The 16873-nt window shown below is 61.8% G+C and carries 7 protein-coding genes; 5 read left to right on the top strand and 2 right to left on the bottom strand.

Annotated elements, in window-relative coordinates:
* Positions 1-126 precede the first annotated feature (126 nt).
* Genes pvdM through CQ002_RS25050 form a run of 3 tightly spaced genes read left to right on the top strand, consistent with a single transcriptional unit; the run spans position 127 to position 3661 of the window.
* Positions 127-1476, top strand: coding sequence for a pyoverdine-tailoring dipeptidase-like protein PvdM (gene pvdM, locus CQ002_RS25060; RefSeq protein ID WP_105162032.1), 1350 nt, complete (start codon positions 127-129; stop codon positions 1474-1476).
* An 18-nt stretch (positions 1477-1494) separates the two neighbouring features.
* Positions 1495-2766, top strand: coding sequence for an aminotransferase class V-fold PLP-dependent enzyme (locus CQ002_RS25055; protein ID WP_105162031.1), 1272 nt, complete (start codon positions 1495-1497; stop codon positions 2764-2766).
* Between the two features lie 34 nt (positions 2767-2800).
* Positions 2801-3661, top strand: coding sequence for a formylglycine-generating enzyme family protein (locus CQ002_RS25050; protein WP_105162030.1), 861 nt, complete (start codon positions 2801-2803; stop codon positions 3659-3661).
* Positions 3662-3786: 125 nt separating this feature from the next.
* On the opposite strand, the gene CQ002_RS25045 is transcribed toward CQ002_RS25050, so the two are convergent.
* Positions 3787-4617, bottom strand: a complete 831-nt coding sequence (locus CQ002_RS25045; RefSeq protein WP_034104322.1) for a N(5)-hydroxyornithine transformylase PvdF — start codon at positions 4615-4617, stop codon at positions 3787-3789.
* Positions 4618-4817: 200 nt separating this feature from the next.
* On the opposite strand from CQ002_RS25045, the gene CQ002_RS25040 reads away from it, so the two are divergent.
* Positions 4818-6470 carry a cyclic peptide export ABC transporter gene (locus CQ002_RS25040; RefSeq protein ID WP_105162029.1) on the top strand — a complete coding sequence of 551 codons (1653 nt, stop codon included), beginning with the start codon at positions 4818-4820 and terminating at the stop codon, positions 6468-6470.
* 156 nt (positions 6471-6626) lie between these two features.
* On the top strand, positions 6627-8999 hold the full coding sequence (locus CQ002_RS25035) for a TonB-dependent siderophore receptor (RefSeq protein WP_034104318.1): 2373 nt from the start codon (positions 6627-6629) through the stop codon (positions 8997-8999).
* A gap of 218 nt (positions 9000-9217) precedes the next feature.
* On the opposite strand, the gene CQ002_RS25030 is transcribed toward CQ002_RS25035, so the two are convergent.
* Positions 9218-16873: non-ribosomal peptide synthetase (locus tag CQ002_RS25030; protein WP_146117482.1), on the bottom strand; the 7656-nt coding region annotated here is incomplete at its 5' end.

The following is a 16873-nucleotide window of genomic DNA, read 5'->3' as shown; positions in this document are numbered from 1 at the left end:
CGGCTTTATCAGAGCTAGAACGTTTGCCCGCCGGGGAAATTTACCGGCGCGCCCTCGCCGCCTAAATTTCCCCGGCCATCACTCGTCCTTCCCTGATAGCGAAGGCCTCAACTGACTGAGATGGCAATGACAAAACCACGTTCGAAAAAGGCGCTGTATATCGGCTTGCCGCTGGCACTGGCCATCGGGGCCGGGGCCGGTTTCCTGGTCTGGAATCACTGGTTCAAGGGCAATGCCGGTTACCCGCTGGCAGTGATCAAGCAAGCCAATGAAATGCAGGATCGGCTGCTGTCGTTCGACAGCCATATCACCGTGCCCGTGGATTTCGGCACTGCCGGCAACGAGGCCGACAAGGACGGTGAAGGCCAGTTCGACCTGGCCAAGGCGGCACGCGGGCGTTTGTCCGGTGCGGCGCTGACGATTTTCGGCTGGCCGGAAATCTGGAACGGCCCCAACGCCCCGCACAAGCCCACCGACGGCTTTGTCGAGGCTGCGCGCAACGAACAGGAAGTGCGCTACAAGATCATCAGCGGCATGGTGCGCGACTACCCCAACCAGGTCGCCATCGCCTACACCCCGGACGATTTCCGGCGCCTGCACGGCGAAGGCAAGTTCGCGATCTTCATCAGCATGCTCAACGCCTACCCGCTGGGCAACGACTTGAACCTGCTGGACCTGTGGGCCGCGCGCGGCATGCGCATGTTCGGTTTCAGCTATGTGGGCAACAACGCCTGGTCAGATTCATCGCGGCCCCTGCCGTTTTTCAATGACTCCACCGACGCCCTCGACGGCTTGTCGGACATTGGCAAGCAAGCGGTGCATCGCCTCAATGACCTGGGCGTCATCATCGACGTGTCGCAAATGTCGACCAAGGCCCTGGAGCAAGTGGCGCAATTGAGCCGCACACCCATGGTGGCGTCGCACTCGGCGCCGCGCGCGTCGGTCGATATCCCGCGCAACCTCAGCGACAAAGAACTGCAACTGATCAAGAACAGCGGCGGCGTGGTGCAGATCGTGGGCTTCTCCGCCTACCTGCGCCCGCTGAGCCAGCCGACCCAGGACAAGCTCAACGCCCTGCGCGCACGCTTCGACCTGCCACCGCTGCCCAACCTGGCCGTGGCGTTGATGCCGGGCGACGCAATCATTGCCGCCTGGCCGGAACACAAGTTCGGCGAGTACGCCAGCGCGCTGTACGGCATCCTCGATGAAGAACCCAAGGCCACCCTCAAGGACCTGGGGGGTGCCATCGACTACACCGTGCGCAAGATCGGCATCGACCATGTCGGCCTAGCTTCCGACTTCAACGATGGCGGCGGCGTCCAGGGCTGGAACAACGTCGGCGAAATACGCAACGTCACTGCCGAACTGATCCAGCGCGGCTATTCCGAAGCCGATATCGCCAAGCTGTGGGGAGGTAATTTCCTGCGGGTGTGGGACCAAGTACAAAAAGCCGCCAAGCCCTTGGCCAATCGCTAATCACCTAGAAGCCAGTCCATGACCGACCGCCGTACGTTTCTCAAGCAAGCGGGTGTATTTGCCGCCAGCCTGCCACTGGGTGCCGCCCTGCTCCCACAGGCACTCGCCGCCACTGCAGCAGATGACCCATGGACGGGGCTCAAGCAACTGTTCAACCAGGACCCCAATTACCTGCACTTTTCGAACTTCCTGGTGGCTACCCATCCCAAGCCGGTGCGCGACGCCATCGAGCGTTACCGCGCACAGATCGACCGCAACCCAGGGCTGGCCATGGACTGGGACTTGCAGGAAGCCTGGAAGCGTGAAGGCCAGGTACGCGAGTGGGCCGGCCGCTACCTGAAGGCCACACCGCCGCAGATCGCCCTCACCGGCAGCACTTCCGAAGGGCTGGCGATGATTTACGGCGGGATCAAGGTACGCCCTGACCAGGAGATCCTCACCACCGTCCACGAACACTATGCCACCGCGTTCAGCCTGGATTTTCGCGTACGCAAGGAGCAGACCCAGGTCCGCAAGATTCGCCTGTTCGAGAATGCCAACCGCGTATCCGTCGACGAGGTGCTGGGCAACATCCAGCGCAATATCCGCCCCAACACCCGCGTGCTGGGCATGACCTGGGTGCAGTCCGGCAGCGGCGTGAAACTGCCCATCGGCGAGATCGGCAAGCTGGTGGACGAACACAACCGCCACCGCGACGACAGGGACCGCCTCCTCTACGTGGTCGACGGCGTGCATGGCTTCGGCGTGGAAAACCTCTATTTCCCGGACATGCATTGCGACTTTTTCATCGCCGGCACCCACAAGTGGATGTTCGGCCCACGCGGTACCGGACTGGTGTGCGCCCGCGATCCGGACAACAAATACGTGACCCCCATGGTGCCGACCTTCTCCGAAGACAAGGACTTCGCCACCATCATGACCCCGGGCGGCTACCACGCCTTCGAGCATCGCTGGGCGGCGGACGAGGCCTTCAAGCTGCATTTGCAGCTGGGCAAGGCGCAGGTGCAGGCGCGCATCCATGCGCTGAATACCGAATTGAAAGATCAACTGCTGACGCACCCGAAGATCGAACTGGTTACCCCACGCAGCCCCGAGCTGTCGGCCGGCTTTACCTTCTTCCGGGTCAAGGGCCAGGACAGCGATGCCGTGGCGGCCTACATGATGAAAAACCGTGTGGTCATCGACGCGGTGGACCGTGATGTCGGCCCGGTGATCCGCACCGCACCCGGCCTGCTCAATGATTCCGATGAGATCCAGCGTTTCATGACCGTGCTGGGCCAGCGGGTGTAACGCACACTTTTTCCACGTTGAATGAGAGGACTCCATGAACAAACCCCTCACGGCACTGGCACTCACCGCCCTGTGCGGTGCCTTGTTGCCAAGCCTGGCCCAGGCCGCCGCGCCACAACCCGGCAAGGTGTTCAAGGACTGCAAGGACTGCCCGGAAATGGTGGTGCTGCCCGCTGGCACCTTCACCATGGGCACGCCGGAAGATGAAGTCGGCCGCGAACCGGATGAAGGCCCGATGCACGACGTGACCTTCGCCAAGCCATTCGCCATGAGCCGCTTCCACATCACCGCTGGCGAATGGGACAGCTATGTCCGCCAGACCGGCGTGAAGATCGCCGATGGCGACACGCGCCCCGGCCGCGAGTGCATCGCCAGCAAGCCGCGCTATCCCCAGGGCCCGCGCCAGCCGGCGGTGTGCATGGACATGGACGACATCAAGCACTACGTGGCCTGGCTGTCGAAGAAAACCGGCCAGCAATACCACATGGTCAGCGAAGCCCAACGTGAATATGCCGCGCGCGCAGGCTCAACCGGGCCGTTCCCCTTCCCGTTCGATGAAGGCAAGGGCTACAGCATCGCCAAGCATGCCAACACCTATGGTCCAGACGATGGGTACAGCTACTCGTCGCCGGTCGGCAGCTACCCACCGAACGCCTTCGGCCTGTACGACATGCATGGCAACGTCTACGAACGGGTGGCTGACTGCGAACACCCCAACTACATCGGCGCGCCCACCGACGGCAGTGCGTGGATGGAGCCGAACTGCGAGGGCTACATGATTCGCGGCAATGACTGGGGCGAAGCGCCGGTGTTCTCGCGCTCGGGCAACCGCAACACCATCTACCCGCAAACGCGGGGGGATTGGATTGGGTTCAGGGTAGTGCGCGACCTGTAGTAACGCAGGAAGCCTCCATGGGAGCGGGCTTGCTCGCGAATGCAGTGTGACAGTCACCGGATAAGTCGACTGATGCACCGCATTCGCGAACAAGCCCGCTCCCACCTTGTTTAGCCGTGGCTGCTTTAGAAGCCCTTTTGTGCCAACAACGCCAACCCTTCGTGCAACGCCGGGAACAGGCTGTTGTTGAAGTTGTTCCAGCGCAACTCGAGGATGGTGTCTTCAGGCGAGATCTCGGTCTTGAGCACGTCGTGGAACACTTCGCCCGAATCGATGCCGTTATCCACGTAGTGGAACGAGGCGCCAGTGAGGTACAGCGGCTCCGATGGCGTCGTGGCCTTGGTCGCCCAATCCGTCACAGTCAGCCCGCGTGCGCCATACAGGGCGTTCCAGGTTGCATAGGCGCCCCGGCGCTCGTAAGGCGACTCGATGCGGGTAATGCCCGGGTGGATGTTCATGATGCGGCGGGCAAACGGCGCCCCGGGGCGTACCAGCTCATCGAGGATCACCAGCAGACCGTCCAGCACCACGATATCGGCCTTCAATTCCACCAACGTGTCGTGCAGGCGGCGTTCGAAATCCTGCTTGCCGGCGATGTGTTCCGCACTGCCCCGTGGCAGGCGACGATAGGTAGACGGCACGCTCAACAGCAAATCATTGACCAGGCGCCCCTGCACCCGCAGATCGGCTGGGTACAGCCACTGGCGCCCCGGCTGGTAGGCAAAACCGTAGTCACTGACCAATTGCTGGTCCCGCGGGTTCTGCTCGTCATCGTCGTACACCACCCCCACCAGGTTGTAGGCCTCGCCCAGCGGCGTGTCATTCAGCGCCCCGGCCAGGGATTCCAGCACTGACATCATGTAGCGCTCGTGGTCCTTGTAGGCCACCGGCTGCCCGGCCTTGTCGGCGGCGGCATTGCGCAGGGACCACACGTACACCAGATTCTTTTTCGTCATTGTTTCGCTCTCGCTGGATAGATCAGGCACGCGCCAATACGCGTGCGCCTACACCACAAGAACGAACCAGCCCTCGTGCAATTTATCCGCCCCCGCCCCCGCCGGGCACGCCGAGCTAAATAGTCGCGCCAATCCTTCGTTTGTCATGGGTAAGGGTCTGTGTGCCCAGCCCCCTCTTTTTCATTTTCCGGGAAGTATTTATGACCGACCCCAAGCGCGGCGCCTTCAACGGTTTGCTCGCATTGCTCAGGCCCTTTCGCACCCTCGTGATCGTTTCCGTCGCCCTGGGCATGGCCGGCGGCCTGGCCATCACGTTGTTGCTGGCGACCATCAACAACGCCCTGCACTCCTCCACCGGGATGACGCAGGGGGTGATCCTGACATTTGCGGCGCTGTGCGTGCTGGCGCTGACCAGTTCGATCGTGTCGGATATCGGCACCAACTACGTGGGCCAGCGGATCATTGCAGCACTGCGCAAGGAGCTCGGCGAGAAGGTTCTGTCGGCCCCCATCGAACAGATTGAGCAGTATCGCTCCCACCGGCTGATTCCGGTGCTGACCCACGACGTCGACACCATCAGTGACTTTTCCTTCGCGTTCACCCCACTGGCCATCGCAACGACCGTGACCCTCGGCTGCCTGGGCTACCTGGCGTACTTGTCGGTGCCGATGTTCCTGATGATGATCGTCGCCATCGTCATTGGCAGCAGCGTGCAATTCATTGCCGGGCACAAGGGGATTCGCGGCTTCGACCAGGCCCGCGACCTGGAAGACGAGTTGCAACGCTACTACTCTGCAATCGCTTCGGGGGCCAAGGAGTTGCGCATCCACCGGCCCCGCCGCTATCGCATGAACACTCACCGCATCCAGGAAACCGCTGACCGGATCAGCGATATCCAGGTGCGCTCGGTGAACATCTACATCGTCGCCAAGACCTTTGGCTCGATGCTGTTCTTCGTGGTCATCGGCCTGGCCCTTGCCATGCAGGCCTATAGCCCGAACCCGGACCCGGCAGTGATCACCGGCTTCGTGCTGGTGCTGCTGTACATGAAAGGCCCGCTGGAGCATGTGGTGGGTTACTTGCCGATCATCGGCAAGGCGCGCATTGCCTTTGCGCGGATCTCCGAACTGTCTGACCGCTTCTCGTCCCCCGAGCCCCACCTGCTGATGGATGGCAGCGAAGCTCCCACGCCGGTGGTCAACAGCCTGGAATTGCGCGGCGTGACGTACAGCCCGCCACCGGTGGAAGGCAGCCAGCCGTTCCACCTGGGGCCGATCAACCTGAGCATCAAGCAGGGCGATATCGTGTTTATCGTCGGCGAGAACGGCTGCGGCAAGACCACCCTGGTCAAGCTGTTGCTGGGCCTGTATCAACCCCACGCCGGCGAAATCCGCCTCAACGGCGACACCGTGACCGACACCGCGCGCGACGACTACCGCCAATTGTTCACCACGGTCTTCGCCGACTACTACCTGTTCGATGACCTGGTCCAAGGCAGCGCCACGCAGTCGCTGGACAGTGCCGCCAAATACCTGGAGCGCCTGGAAATCGCGCACAAGGTCAGCGTCAAGGACGGCGTGTTCAGCACCACCGACCTCTCCACCGGCCAGCGCAAGCGCCTGGCGCTGGTCAATGCCTGGCTGGAAGAACGCCCGGTGCTGGTGTTCGACGAATGGGCCGCCGACCAGGACCCGGCTTTCCGCCGCGTCTTCTACACCGAGCTGCTGCCGGACCTCAAGCGCCTGGGCAAGACCATCATCGTGATCAGCCATGACGACCGCTATTTCGATATCGCCGATCAGTTGGTGCGGCTGCGTGCGGGCCAGGTGGTGCACGAAATGGCACCGGCCTGAAAATTCTTTTCCGGTTTCTGCAGGTAGGAACGTCTCACTAGTGGTAATGAGAATTGACCTCAATAAACACCTATAAACTGCCAACCTAAAAACACAGAAGAGAACGCATCCATGTCAGTACGACTCGGTCTCAGCCCCCTGAGCAAAGCGCTATCAATGCGACGGGCACTGAACTTCAACCTCAAGCCTTGCGCGCTTGCCCTCGCGGTGTCCCTGCCCATGGCCAGTTATGTGCAGGCCCAGGAGATCGAGATCGACATTCCCGCACAGCCGTTGGGGACGGCGCTGCAGGAATTTGGTCGCCAGACCAACCTGCAGGTGTTGTACAGCCCGACAGATGTGCAAGGCAAGAACAGCACCGCGGTCAAGGGCAAGCAAGATCCGATCAAGGCCATCGCCACCCTGCTCAAGGGCGCAGGCGTCAGTTATGGCCAGCAGGGCAACACGATCACCATCAGCGCGGTCGCGTCTTCGGGGCTGGAGCTGGGGACCACGCAGGTCACTGCCAACCAGCTGGGCACCGTGACAGAAGGCACGGGTTCGTATACCCCGGGGACCATCGCCACGGCGACGCGCCTGGTACTGACGCCACGGGAAACGCCGCAGTCGATTTCGGTGGTGACGCGTCAGGTGATGGATGATTTCGGGCTCAACGCTATCGATGACGTGATGCGCCACACCCCGGGCATCACCGTGTCGACCTATGACACCGAGCGCACCAACTACTATTCCCGTGGTTTCTCTATCGTCAACTTCCAATACGACGGTATTCCGACCCTGCGCGACGCCCAATACTCGGCCGGCCAGACCCTGACCGACATGGCGATCTACGACCGCGTCGAGGTGCTCAAGGGCGCCACCGGCCTGCTCACCGGCGCCGGCGGCCCGGGCGGTACCATCAACCTGATCCGCAAAAAGCCGACCTCCGAGTTCAAGAGCAGCATCGAGCTGGGCGCCGGCTCCTGGGATAACTATCGCTCCCAGGTCGACGTCAGCGGCCCACTGACCGAAACCGGTAACGTGCGTGGCCGTGCCGTTGCGGCCTATCAGGACAAACACTCGTTCCTCGACCACTATTCGCGCAAGACAGGTGTGTTTTACGGCATCCTCGAATTCGACCTGGACGAAAACACCCTGCTGACCGTTGGCGCCGACTACCAGGACAGCGACCCGAAAGGCTCCAGCTGGACCGGAACGCGCACCATCTTTGATGCTACCGGCAACAAGCTGGACCTGCCGCGTTCGTTCAACAACGGCCCAAAATGGGGCTCATGGGAGCAGTACAGCCGCACTGCGTTCGCCACCCTGGAACATACGTTCGACAATGGCTGGGTCACCAAGGGCCAGTACAACCACCAGATCAATGGCTATAACGCGCCGCTGGGCTACATTTCCCAGGATTCCGCCACGGCCAGCTCCATTTATGCGCGCAAATACGTCGGCGACACCACCAGCGACAGCCTCGATGTGTACGCCTCGGGGCCATTCGAGCTGTTCGGCCGCGAACACGAACTGGTGATCGGCCAGTCCCTTTCCATCTCCAAATGGAAAGCCAAGGACTACACCGCGACCACCTACTTCAACAACTCCTATGACTTCTACAACTGGCACGGCCAGGCCATAGAGCCGCTGTGGACTGCCACCAAGATCAATGACGAAACCACCCGCCAGACCGGTACCTATGTGACTGGCCGTTTCAGCCTGACGGATGAGCTGCACCTGTTACTCGGCTCACGTATCGCCAACTATCAGGTCACCGGTACCAGCGACACCCAGGAAAGCGGCAAGGTAGTGCCCTACGCCGGCTTGACGTATGACCTGAACGACAACTTCACCGCGTATGCCAGCTACACCGAAATCTTCCAGCCACAAACCCAGTACCGTACACGTACCCGTACCATGCTCGACCCGAACGAAGGCAAGAACTATGAACTGGGCCTCAAGGGTGAATTCTTCGAAGGCCGCCTGAACTCCAGCCTCGCTTACTTCGAAGTACACGAAGAAAACCGTCCCCTTGCCGATACCGCCTGGAACTCCCAGCCAGGCGTCGACTTCTCGTACATCGGCACCAAGACCAAGACCAAGGGCTACGAAGCGGAAATCTCCGGCGAACTCGCCCGAGGCTGGCAACTGCAAGCGGGCTACACCCATAAGATCGCCCGCGATGACGATGGCAAGAAGGTTGCCACCTGGGAACCGGAAGATCAGGTGAGCTTCTATACCACCTACAAACTGCAGGGCAACCTGGACAAGCTCACCATTGGTGGCGGCGCACGCTGGCAGAGCGCCGGCTGGCAGACCGTCAACAACTGGGGCTACCCCGGTGGCGGCCGCTCCGAGAAGTTCACCCAGGACCCGTACTGGCTGGTTGACTTGATGACCCGTTACCAAGTGACCGAAAACCTCTCGGCGACCCTCAACGTCAACAACCTGTTCGACAAGCACTACTACACCAACATCGGCTTCTATGACTCAGCCTACCCTGGCGATCCACGCAACGTAATGGTCACCACACGCTGGGACTTCTAAGCCCCCCCAAAAGAAAAGCCCCTGGTCACGTGACCAGGGGCTTTTTTGTACCCGTTGCGCATGCCTGGGTGAATGCAGTGCCAGGGGTTTTTCGCCGGCAAGCCGGCTCCTACGAAAAAGGCGTATACCCGAAGGAGCCGGCTTGCCGGCGAGGGGGACACCAGACAGCAAAACGCCCCTGGTCATCACTGGCCAGGGGCGTCTGTTACCGCAACCGCTTACTCCATTGCCGAGACAAAACTGCTGATGAACTCGGCGTTGTCCACGATCCGATGGTGTGTCGTGTCGATCACCACCGAGCGCTGGATGCCTGACTGGCCAATCACTTCGCGCATGCCGGTCTCAATCAGCGCCTGGTGAATACCGCCTTCGCTCAGGGCGGCCCACCAGCAATTGACCGGAGCCTTGATCGCACGGTAGTCGGCGTCTTGCAGGCGCTCGTCCAGCACCTGCTTGAGCGCCCAGGAACGCTCAGTCTCGCCGCCGATTTGCAACTCATCCTTGAGCACGCGGAAGCTGTCGCCCAGGGTCAGTTCGGCCCACTCGGACACACGTTGCCACTGCTCATCCTGCTCGCCGGCAGCCATATGCCAGACGTTGCGAATCTGCTCGGCATACGCCGGGAACATCACCGCCAACAAATCCACGCGGCGTTCGGCGGCGGAAATCACTCGCTCGTCCACCCGCGCGCCCTCTTGCCAGAATGCGGTAAAGCGTGCAGGCGGCGGCGCGTCGATCCAGCCCAGCAATTCCACGGTCCGGCCAGCTTGTTCCAGGCGGTACGCCACCTCCATCGCCAGGTTGCCACCCAGTGACCAGCCGCCCAGACGGAAGGCGCCGTGGGGCTGGGCCAGCAACAGCTGTTGGGTGTAGTCCTCGACCATCTGCGCCCAGGTCGGCACCTCAACGCCCTCTTCCACCAAGGTCCGACAAATCACACCCAACACCGGACGCTGCTCACGCAATGCCAGGGCGATAGCCTTGTAACAATGCACCGAGCCAAAGCTTGGGTGGAACAGGTACAGCGGCGTGCCCTGGGTCTGGCTGTTGAGCCTGACGATCAACGAGCCACCGACATCCCCCTCGATACAGCGCGCCTGGCCTGCGATCGTCGGGTGCAGCATCAGTTGATTGACGGCGAGCGTGACACCGCAGGCCTTGTGGATGCGGTCCTTGAGCAACAACACCAGCAACGAGTGGCCGCCCAGCTCGAAGAAGTTGTCGTGCAACCCCACACGCTCCACCTCCAGCACTTGCGCCCACACGGCGGCAAGCTGCTGTTCCAGTCCGGTCTGTGGTGCAACGTAATCGCGGTCGCTCGCTTGCGGTCTGGGCAGGGCCTTGCGATCTAGCTTGCCGTTGGGGCTCAGGGGCATCTGTTCCAGCACTACCCATTGCGCCGGGACCATATAGTCCGGCACGTGACTGGCCAGATAGGCGCTCAACCGCTCGCGCCAATCGTCGCCGGCCTGTTGCAGCACCAGGTAACCCACCAGATGCTTGCCATCGACTGCCAGCACGGTGGCCTCACGCACAACCGGGTGTTCAAGCAGGCGGGCTTCGATTTCTCCCAGCTCGATACGCAAACCGCGCAGCTTGACCTGATGATCAAGACGGCCCAGGTATTCAATGACGCCATTTGCACGCTGGCGCACGCGATCGCCAGTGCGATACAGGCGCGCGCCGTTGTGGAACGGACAAGGAACGAAACGTTCGGCGGTCAGCGCCGGACGGCGGTGATAACTGCGTGCCAGGCCCGCGCCGCCGAGATACAGCTCCCCAGCGACGCCGACCGGCACGGGTGCCAAGTCGGCGTCCAACACATAAGTGCGCAGGTTGGCGATGGGCTCACCAATCGGCACCGTGTCGCAGCCTTCGTCGCGGCAGGTCCAGTGGGTCACATCGATGGCTGCTTCGGTCGGGCCATACAGGTTATACAGGTCGGCCTGCGGCAATTTGGCGAAGACTTGCTGCTGGGCATCCACGGGCAGCGCCTCGCCGCTGCACACAATGCGCTCCAGGCTGTGACAGCTGGCAACCGCCGAATCTTGGAGGAACGCTTGCAACATCGAAGGCACGAAGTGCAATGTGGTGATCCGCTGCGCATTGATCAGTGCGACCAGCTTTTGCGGATCGCGGTGATCCCCCGGCGCGGCGACGACAAGCCGCGAGCCAGTCATCAGTGGCCAGAAGAACTCCCATACCGACACGTCGAAACTGAACGGCGTTTTTTGCAGCACGCTGTCGCGGGCATTCAAGCCGTAGGCTTCCTGCATCCAGCACAGCCGGTTGGTCAGTGCCGAATGACGGTTGCCGGCGCCTTTGGGCTGACCGGTGGAACCGGAGGTGTAGATCACGTAGGCGAGGTTTTCGCCGTGCAAAACGATGCCCGGGTTCTCTTCGCTATAGCGTTCGAACACAGATCCGCCCAGCACCAGGGTTTCCAAACCGGATGGAATCGGTAACTGGTCCAGCAAATACGCCTGGGTCAGCAACAGTTTCACACCGCTGTCTTCCAGCATATACGCCAGCCGCTCACGCGGGTATTCAGGGTCCAGCGGCACATAGGCACCGCCAGCCTTGAGTACTGCCAACAAGCCGATGACCATTTCGATGGAGCGCTCGACCGCCAGCCCCACCAGCACATCCGGGCCCACACCGGCTTCGATCAAACGATGGGCGAGTCGGTTGGCGCGGTGGTTCAACTCGGCGTAGTCCAGGCACTGTTGACCAAACACCAGGGCAGGCGCATCCGGTGTGCGGAGGACCTGTTCTTCGATCAACTGATGCACGCAACGTTGCAACGGGTATTCTCGCGCGGTGGAATTCCAATCGTGAACGGCTGCTTGCTGCTCCTGAGGTTCCAGCAGCGGCAACTGGCCAATACGCTGCTGGGCATCACGGGTCATGCCATTGAGCAGGTTCAGCCAATGGGCCGCCATCCGCGCCAATGTGGCAAGCTCGAACAGGTCCGTGGCGTAAGTCAACGAGGCGGCAAGCCCTTCGGCGGACTCATGGGTGTTCAGGCTCAGGTCAAACTGGGCGGTATGATTGTCCCACTCCAGGCCACTGACGTGCAGGCCGGGCAATTGCTCATCTTCATCGCGGCCACTGGCTTGGGTCTGATGATTGAACAGCACCTGGAACAACGGGTTGAAACTCAGGTTGCGCTCAGGCTGCAAGGCTTCCACCAACTGCTCGAAGGGCAAGTCCTGATGGGCCTGGGCGTCCAGCGCACGCTGTTTGACCTGGGCGAGCAACTGAGCAACCGTCTGTTGGCCATCGATATCAGCCTTGAGCACCTGGGTGTTGACGAAAAAGCCGATCAACCGTTCGGTTTCCACGCGGTTGCGGTTGGCCACGGGCACGCCCACGCGGATATCCGACTGACCGCTGTAGCGATGCAACAGGGCCTGGAACGACGCCAGCAGTAACATGAACAGGGTCACGTCCTCGCGCTGGGCCAGCGCGCGCAGCTCCGTCACCAGGGCGGGCGGCACTTGGATGTCCAGGCTCGCGCCGCGATGACTTTGCTGACTCGGGCGGGCGTGATCCAGCGGCAGCTCCAGTACCGGTTGTTCACCGCCGAGCAGGCCGCGCCAGTACTCCAGCTGGCGAGTCTTCTCGCCCGCCTCCATCCACTGGCGCTGCCAAACGGCATAGTCAGCGTACTGGATCGGCAACGCTGGCAATTGCGGTGCCTGGCCCAGGCTGAAAGCGGCGTAAAGCTGCACCAACTCATCGACCATGACCTGCATCGACCAGCCATCGGAAACGATGTGATGCTGCACCAGCACCAGCACATGATCGTCCTCGGCCACACGCAGCAGGGTCGCCCGCATCAGCGGCCCCTGAGTCAGGTCGAAAGGCCGCGCGATCTGCGACTCCACTTCGGTACGGATCGCTGATGCGCCGATGTCGACCCGGGCGACCTCAACGCTGGCCTGCTCGGCGATCACCTGAACAGCACGCTCACCGTCCTGCTGAAGGTAAGTCCGCAGGTTTTCGTGACGCGCTACCAGGGTGTCAAAACTGCGCTGCAGTGCCGACAGGTCAAGGCGCCCTTTAAGGCGCAGAGCGCTCGGCACATGGTAGGCGGCGCTACTCGGGTCCAGTTGCCAGAGGAACCATTGGCGCTCCTGGGCATAGGACAGCGGCAAGGGCTGATCGCGTCCGACCGCAACCAACGCCGGTGCCAGTGGCATGCCGCTGTCGGTCGAAAGCGCGGCGACAAACCCTTGCAGACGCGGTTGTTCGAACAGGCTTCGCAGTGCCACTTCCCGGCCCAACAGGTTGCGCAGGCGTGAGATGACCTGCATCGCCAACAGCGAGTGGCCGCCCATCTCAAAGAAGTGATCGGTCAACCCGACCCGCTCGGCGCCAAGAATATCGGCCCATACCGCTGCAACCTGTTGCTCCAGCTCAGTCACTGGGGCAACCCAGGCCTGCTGCGATTGGCTGGCGTCGGGTTTTGGCAACGCCTGGCGATCCATCTTGCCGTTGGGGTTCAGCGGCATGCGGTCTAGGAAGATCAGGTGCGCCGGCACCATGTAATCCGGCAATTGTTCGCGCAGGGCATTTTTGAGTGTTTCACCGTCTTGCTGCTCGGCGACCACATAAGCGACCAGTTGATTATCGGCGGCCAACACCAGCGTTTCACGTACGCCGTCCTGGGCCAGCAGCAATGCTTCGATTTCCCCCAACTCAATGCGGAAACCGCGAATCTTCACCTGATGGTCCACACGGCCGACGCACTCGATCACGCCGTCGGCGCGGTAACGCGCCAGGTCGCCGGTGCGGTACAGGCGCTCGCCGGTTTGACCAAACGGGTCCGGCACAAAACGCTCGGCAGTGAGCGATGCGCGGTTCAGGTAAGCGCGCGCAAGCCCCCAGTGGCTGCCGATATACAAGTCGCCCACGGCGCCCAGCGGTGCCAGGTTCAAGTCGCGGTCCAGCACATACAGGGCACGGCCCGGCACCGAGCGGCCAATCGGGCTGGCAGTGGCGCCGATGGTTTCAGTACCGGACGTGCAATCCAGCACGCTGGACACCACCGTGGCTTCGGTCGGGCCGTAAGTGTTGAGCAAACGCACACGGCCGAGACCGACTTTCAACCATTGTGCTGGGCCATCTAGCGGCATGGCTTCGCCGCCAATATGAATTTGACGCAATGCACCATAGGAGCGAGGGCCGGCGGCCAGGCAGTCAAGCAAAAACAGATTCCAGTAGGCCGTTGGCAAATCGGCCAGGGTGATGCCCTGGCTAATGATTTCTTCGTACAGCCGAGCGCTGTCCCACAACTCCGGGCCGCGCAGGACAACCGTGGCGCCATGGGTCAGCGCCGGGTACAGCTGCTCGACGAAACCATCGAAATTCAGGGTGGCGAATTGCAGTACGCAATCCTCCTGAGTGAGTCGCGAGTAACCTGCCGCAATACTCGAGAATTCGGTGAGTGCTGCGTGGTTGATCGCCACGCCTTTGGGCTTGCCGGTAGAACCGGAGGTGTAGATCACATAGGCGAGGTTTTGCGGGTCGACCGTTACCTGCGGATTGGTCTGAGGGTATGGAGTCAGGTCCGCATCACTCAGGTCCAGCGTCGCCATACCTTCGGGCAACGGCATGTCGATATGTGATTGGATCAGCACCAGCCGCACGCCGCTGTCTTCGAGCATATGCAACAGGCGCTCGCGTGGGTATTGCGGGTCCAGAGGCACATAGGCGCCGCCTGCCTTGAGCACGGCCAGCAGGCTGACCACCATCTCGAACGAGCGCTCCACCGCGACGCCCACCAGCACTTCCGGGCCGACACCCTGGGCGATCAGCGCATGGGCCAAACGGTTGGCCTGAAGATTCAACTCGCCATAACGCATGGACCGCGCGCCCATGCACAGCGCTACCGCATCCGGGCGCCGTTGCGCCTGATGCTCGAACAAGTGCTGCACGCCCTGTTGAATCGCACATGCGGGGGCGGCGCTGTTCCATTCCTGCAGTAAGTGCACCTGCTCCTGGTGATCGAGCAGCGCGAGTTCGCCGATGGGCTGCAGGGCATCGCGCGCCACACCTTCCAGCAGGTTCTGCCAATGCTGCGCCAGGCGCGCAATGGTGGCGGCCTCAAACAGATCGGTGGCATAGGTCAGCGACGCCCAAAGACCGTCACTCGACTCCTGGGTATCCAGGCTCAAGTCGAAATGCGCGGTCTGGCTGTCCCACGTCAGCCCTTCCACCCGCAAGCCGGGCAGTTGTTCGCCACGCGGTACACGTGCCTCGGACTGGTGGTTGAACATCACCTGGAACAGCGGATTGTGGCTGAGGCTGCGTTCCGGCTGCAGCGCTTCCACCAGTTGCTCGAACGGCAAATCCTGATTGGCCTGGGCATCGAGGGCGCGACGCTTGACCTGCTGCAACAGCTGGGCAAAGGTCATCTGCCCGTCGATATCAACCTTGAGTACCTGGGTGTTGACGAAGAAACCGATCAGCCGCTCGATTTCCGCACGATTGCGGTTGGCAATCGGCACGCCGACACGGATATCCGACTGGCCGCTGTAGCGATGCAGCAAGGTCTGGAACGACGCCAGCAACAGCATGAACAACGTCACGCCCTCGCGCTGCGCCAACGCCTTGAGGCCCGTAACAAGACCGCTATCCAAACCGACTTCCAGCAAGGCACCCCGGTAGCTCTGTACCGCCGGGCGTGGATGATCCAGCGGCAACTCCAGCACCGGCTGTTCGCCGCCTAACAGTTCACGCCAGTAGTCCAATTGGCGCTGCCGCTCACCGGCGTCCATCCAACCACGCTGCCACGCCGCGTAATCGGCGTATTGCAGCGCGATCGCCGGTAGTTGCGCCGGCCTGCCCTGGCTGAACCCCGCGTAGAGTTGCACCAGCTCATCTACTATGACTTGCATCGACCAGCCATCGGACACGATATGGTGCTGGACCAGTACCAGCACATGTTCCTGCTCACTCAGTTGCAGCAACTTCACCCGCAGCAACGGGCCCTGGCGCAAGTCGAAAGGCCGTGCGATTTCCGCTTCGACCCGCGCCTGCACCTGTTGTGCAGACGCACCTTCCAACCGGGCAAAATCCAGCTGCAATGTGGCGATTGGCAGGATGTGCTGCAGCGTGTGCTCGCCGTCCGTGACAAACACAGTGCGCAAGGCTTCATGACGCGCGAGCAAGACGTCAAAGCTGCGCTGCAGGGCCGAGCGATCCAGCTGCCCGCTCAGGCGCAACGCATTGGGCACATGGTAGGCCGCGCTCTCGGGTTCCAGTTGCCAGAGGAACCACTGACGCTCCTGGGCGTAGGACAACGCCAGCGGTCGGGCACGGGAGACTGCCACCATCGACGGTACCTGCAAGGTGTTATCCAGCGCTTGCAACGCCAGTACAAAGCCTTCCAACTGCGGCTGTTCGAACAGGGTGCGCAGGGCTACTTCACGCGCTAGTAACTGACGCAGGCGGGAAATGACCTGCATGGCCAGCAGTGAATGCCCGCCCAGTTCAAAGAAGTGATCGGTGAGGCCGATCCGCTCGACACCGAGGACGTCGGCCCAGATGGCCGCTACCTGCTGCTGCAAAGGGGTAACCGGCTCGACAAAAACACCTTGGGACTGGGTAACGTCCGGCTGCGGCAAGCCTTTTCGATCAAGCTTGCCGTTGGGGGTCAGCGGCATCTGCGCCAGGAACATGAAGTGCGCCGGCACCATGTAATCCGGCAGATTGATTTTCAGCGCACGGCGCAAGGTCTCGCGAAACTCGGTTTCGTTAGCCAGCGGGCCATCGGCCGGGACCACATACGCCACCAGCTGTTTGCCGGTCGGCCCGTCCTGGGCGACCACCACGGTTTCACCGACGTTGTCCTGTTCGCGCAAGCG

Origin of the sequence: Pseudomonas sp. MYb13 (assembly GCF_002980075.1) — a bacterium.
In the GTDB taxonomy this organism is placed as follows: Bacteria; Pseudomonadota; Gammaproteobacteria; order Pseudomonadales; family Pseudomonadaceae; genus Aquipseudomonas; species Aquipseudomonas lurida.
Note: the sequence above shows the minus strand (reverse complement) of the source record. Positions and strands in the feature narration are given on the sequence as shown.

What these genes read in the sequence shown, in the direction of transcription:
- CQ002_RS25055 (WP_105162031.1), top strand. Translation starts at nt 1,495, where the DNA reads ATGACCGACCGCCGTACGTTTCTCAAGCAAGCGGGTGTATTTGCCGCC.
- CQ002_RS25040 (WP_105162029.1), top strand. Translation starts at nt 4,818, where the DNA reads ATGACCGACCCCAAGCGCGGCGCCTTCAACGGTTTGCTCGCATTGCTC.
- CQ002_RS25045 (WP_034104322.1), bottom strand. Translation starts at nt 4,617, where the DNA reads ATGACGAAAAAGAATCTGGTGTACGTGTGGTCCCTGCGCAATGCCGCC.
- pvdM (WP_105162032.1), top strand. Translation starts at nt 127, where the DNA reads ATGACAAAACCACGTTCGAAAAAGGCGCTGTATATCGGCTTGCCGCTG.
- CQ002_RS25050 (WP_105162030.1), top strand. Translation starts at nt 2,801, where the DNA reads ATGAACAAACCCCTCACGGCACTGGCACTCACCGCCCTGTGCGGTGCC.
- CQ002_RS25035 (WP_034104318.1), top strand. Translation starts at nt 6,627, where the DNA reads ATGCGACGGGCACTGAACTTCAACCTCAAGCCTTGCGCGCTTGCCCTC.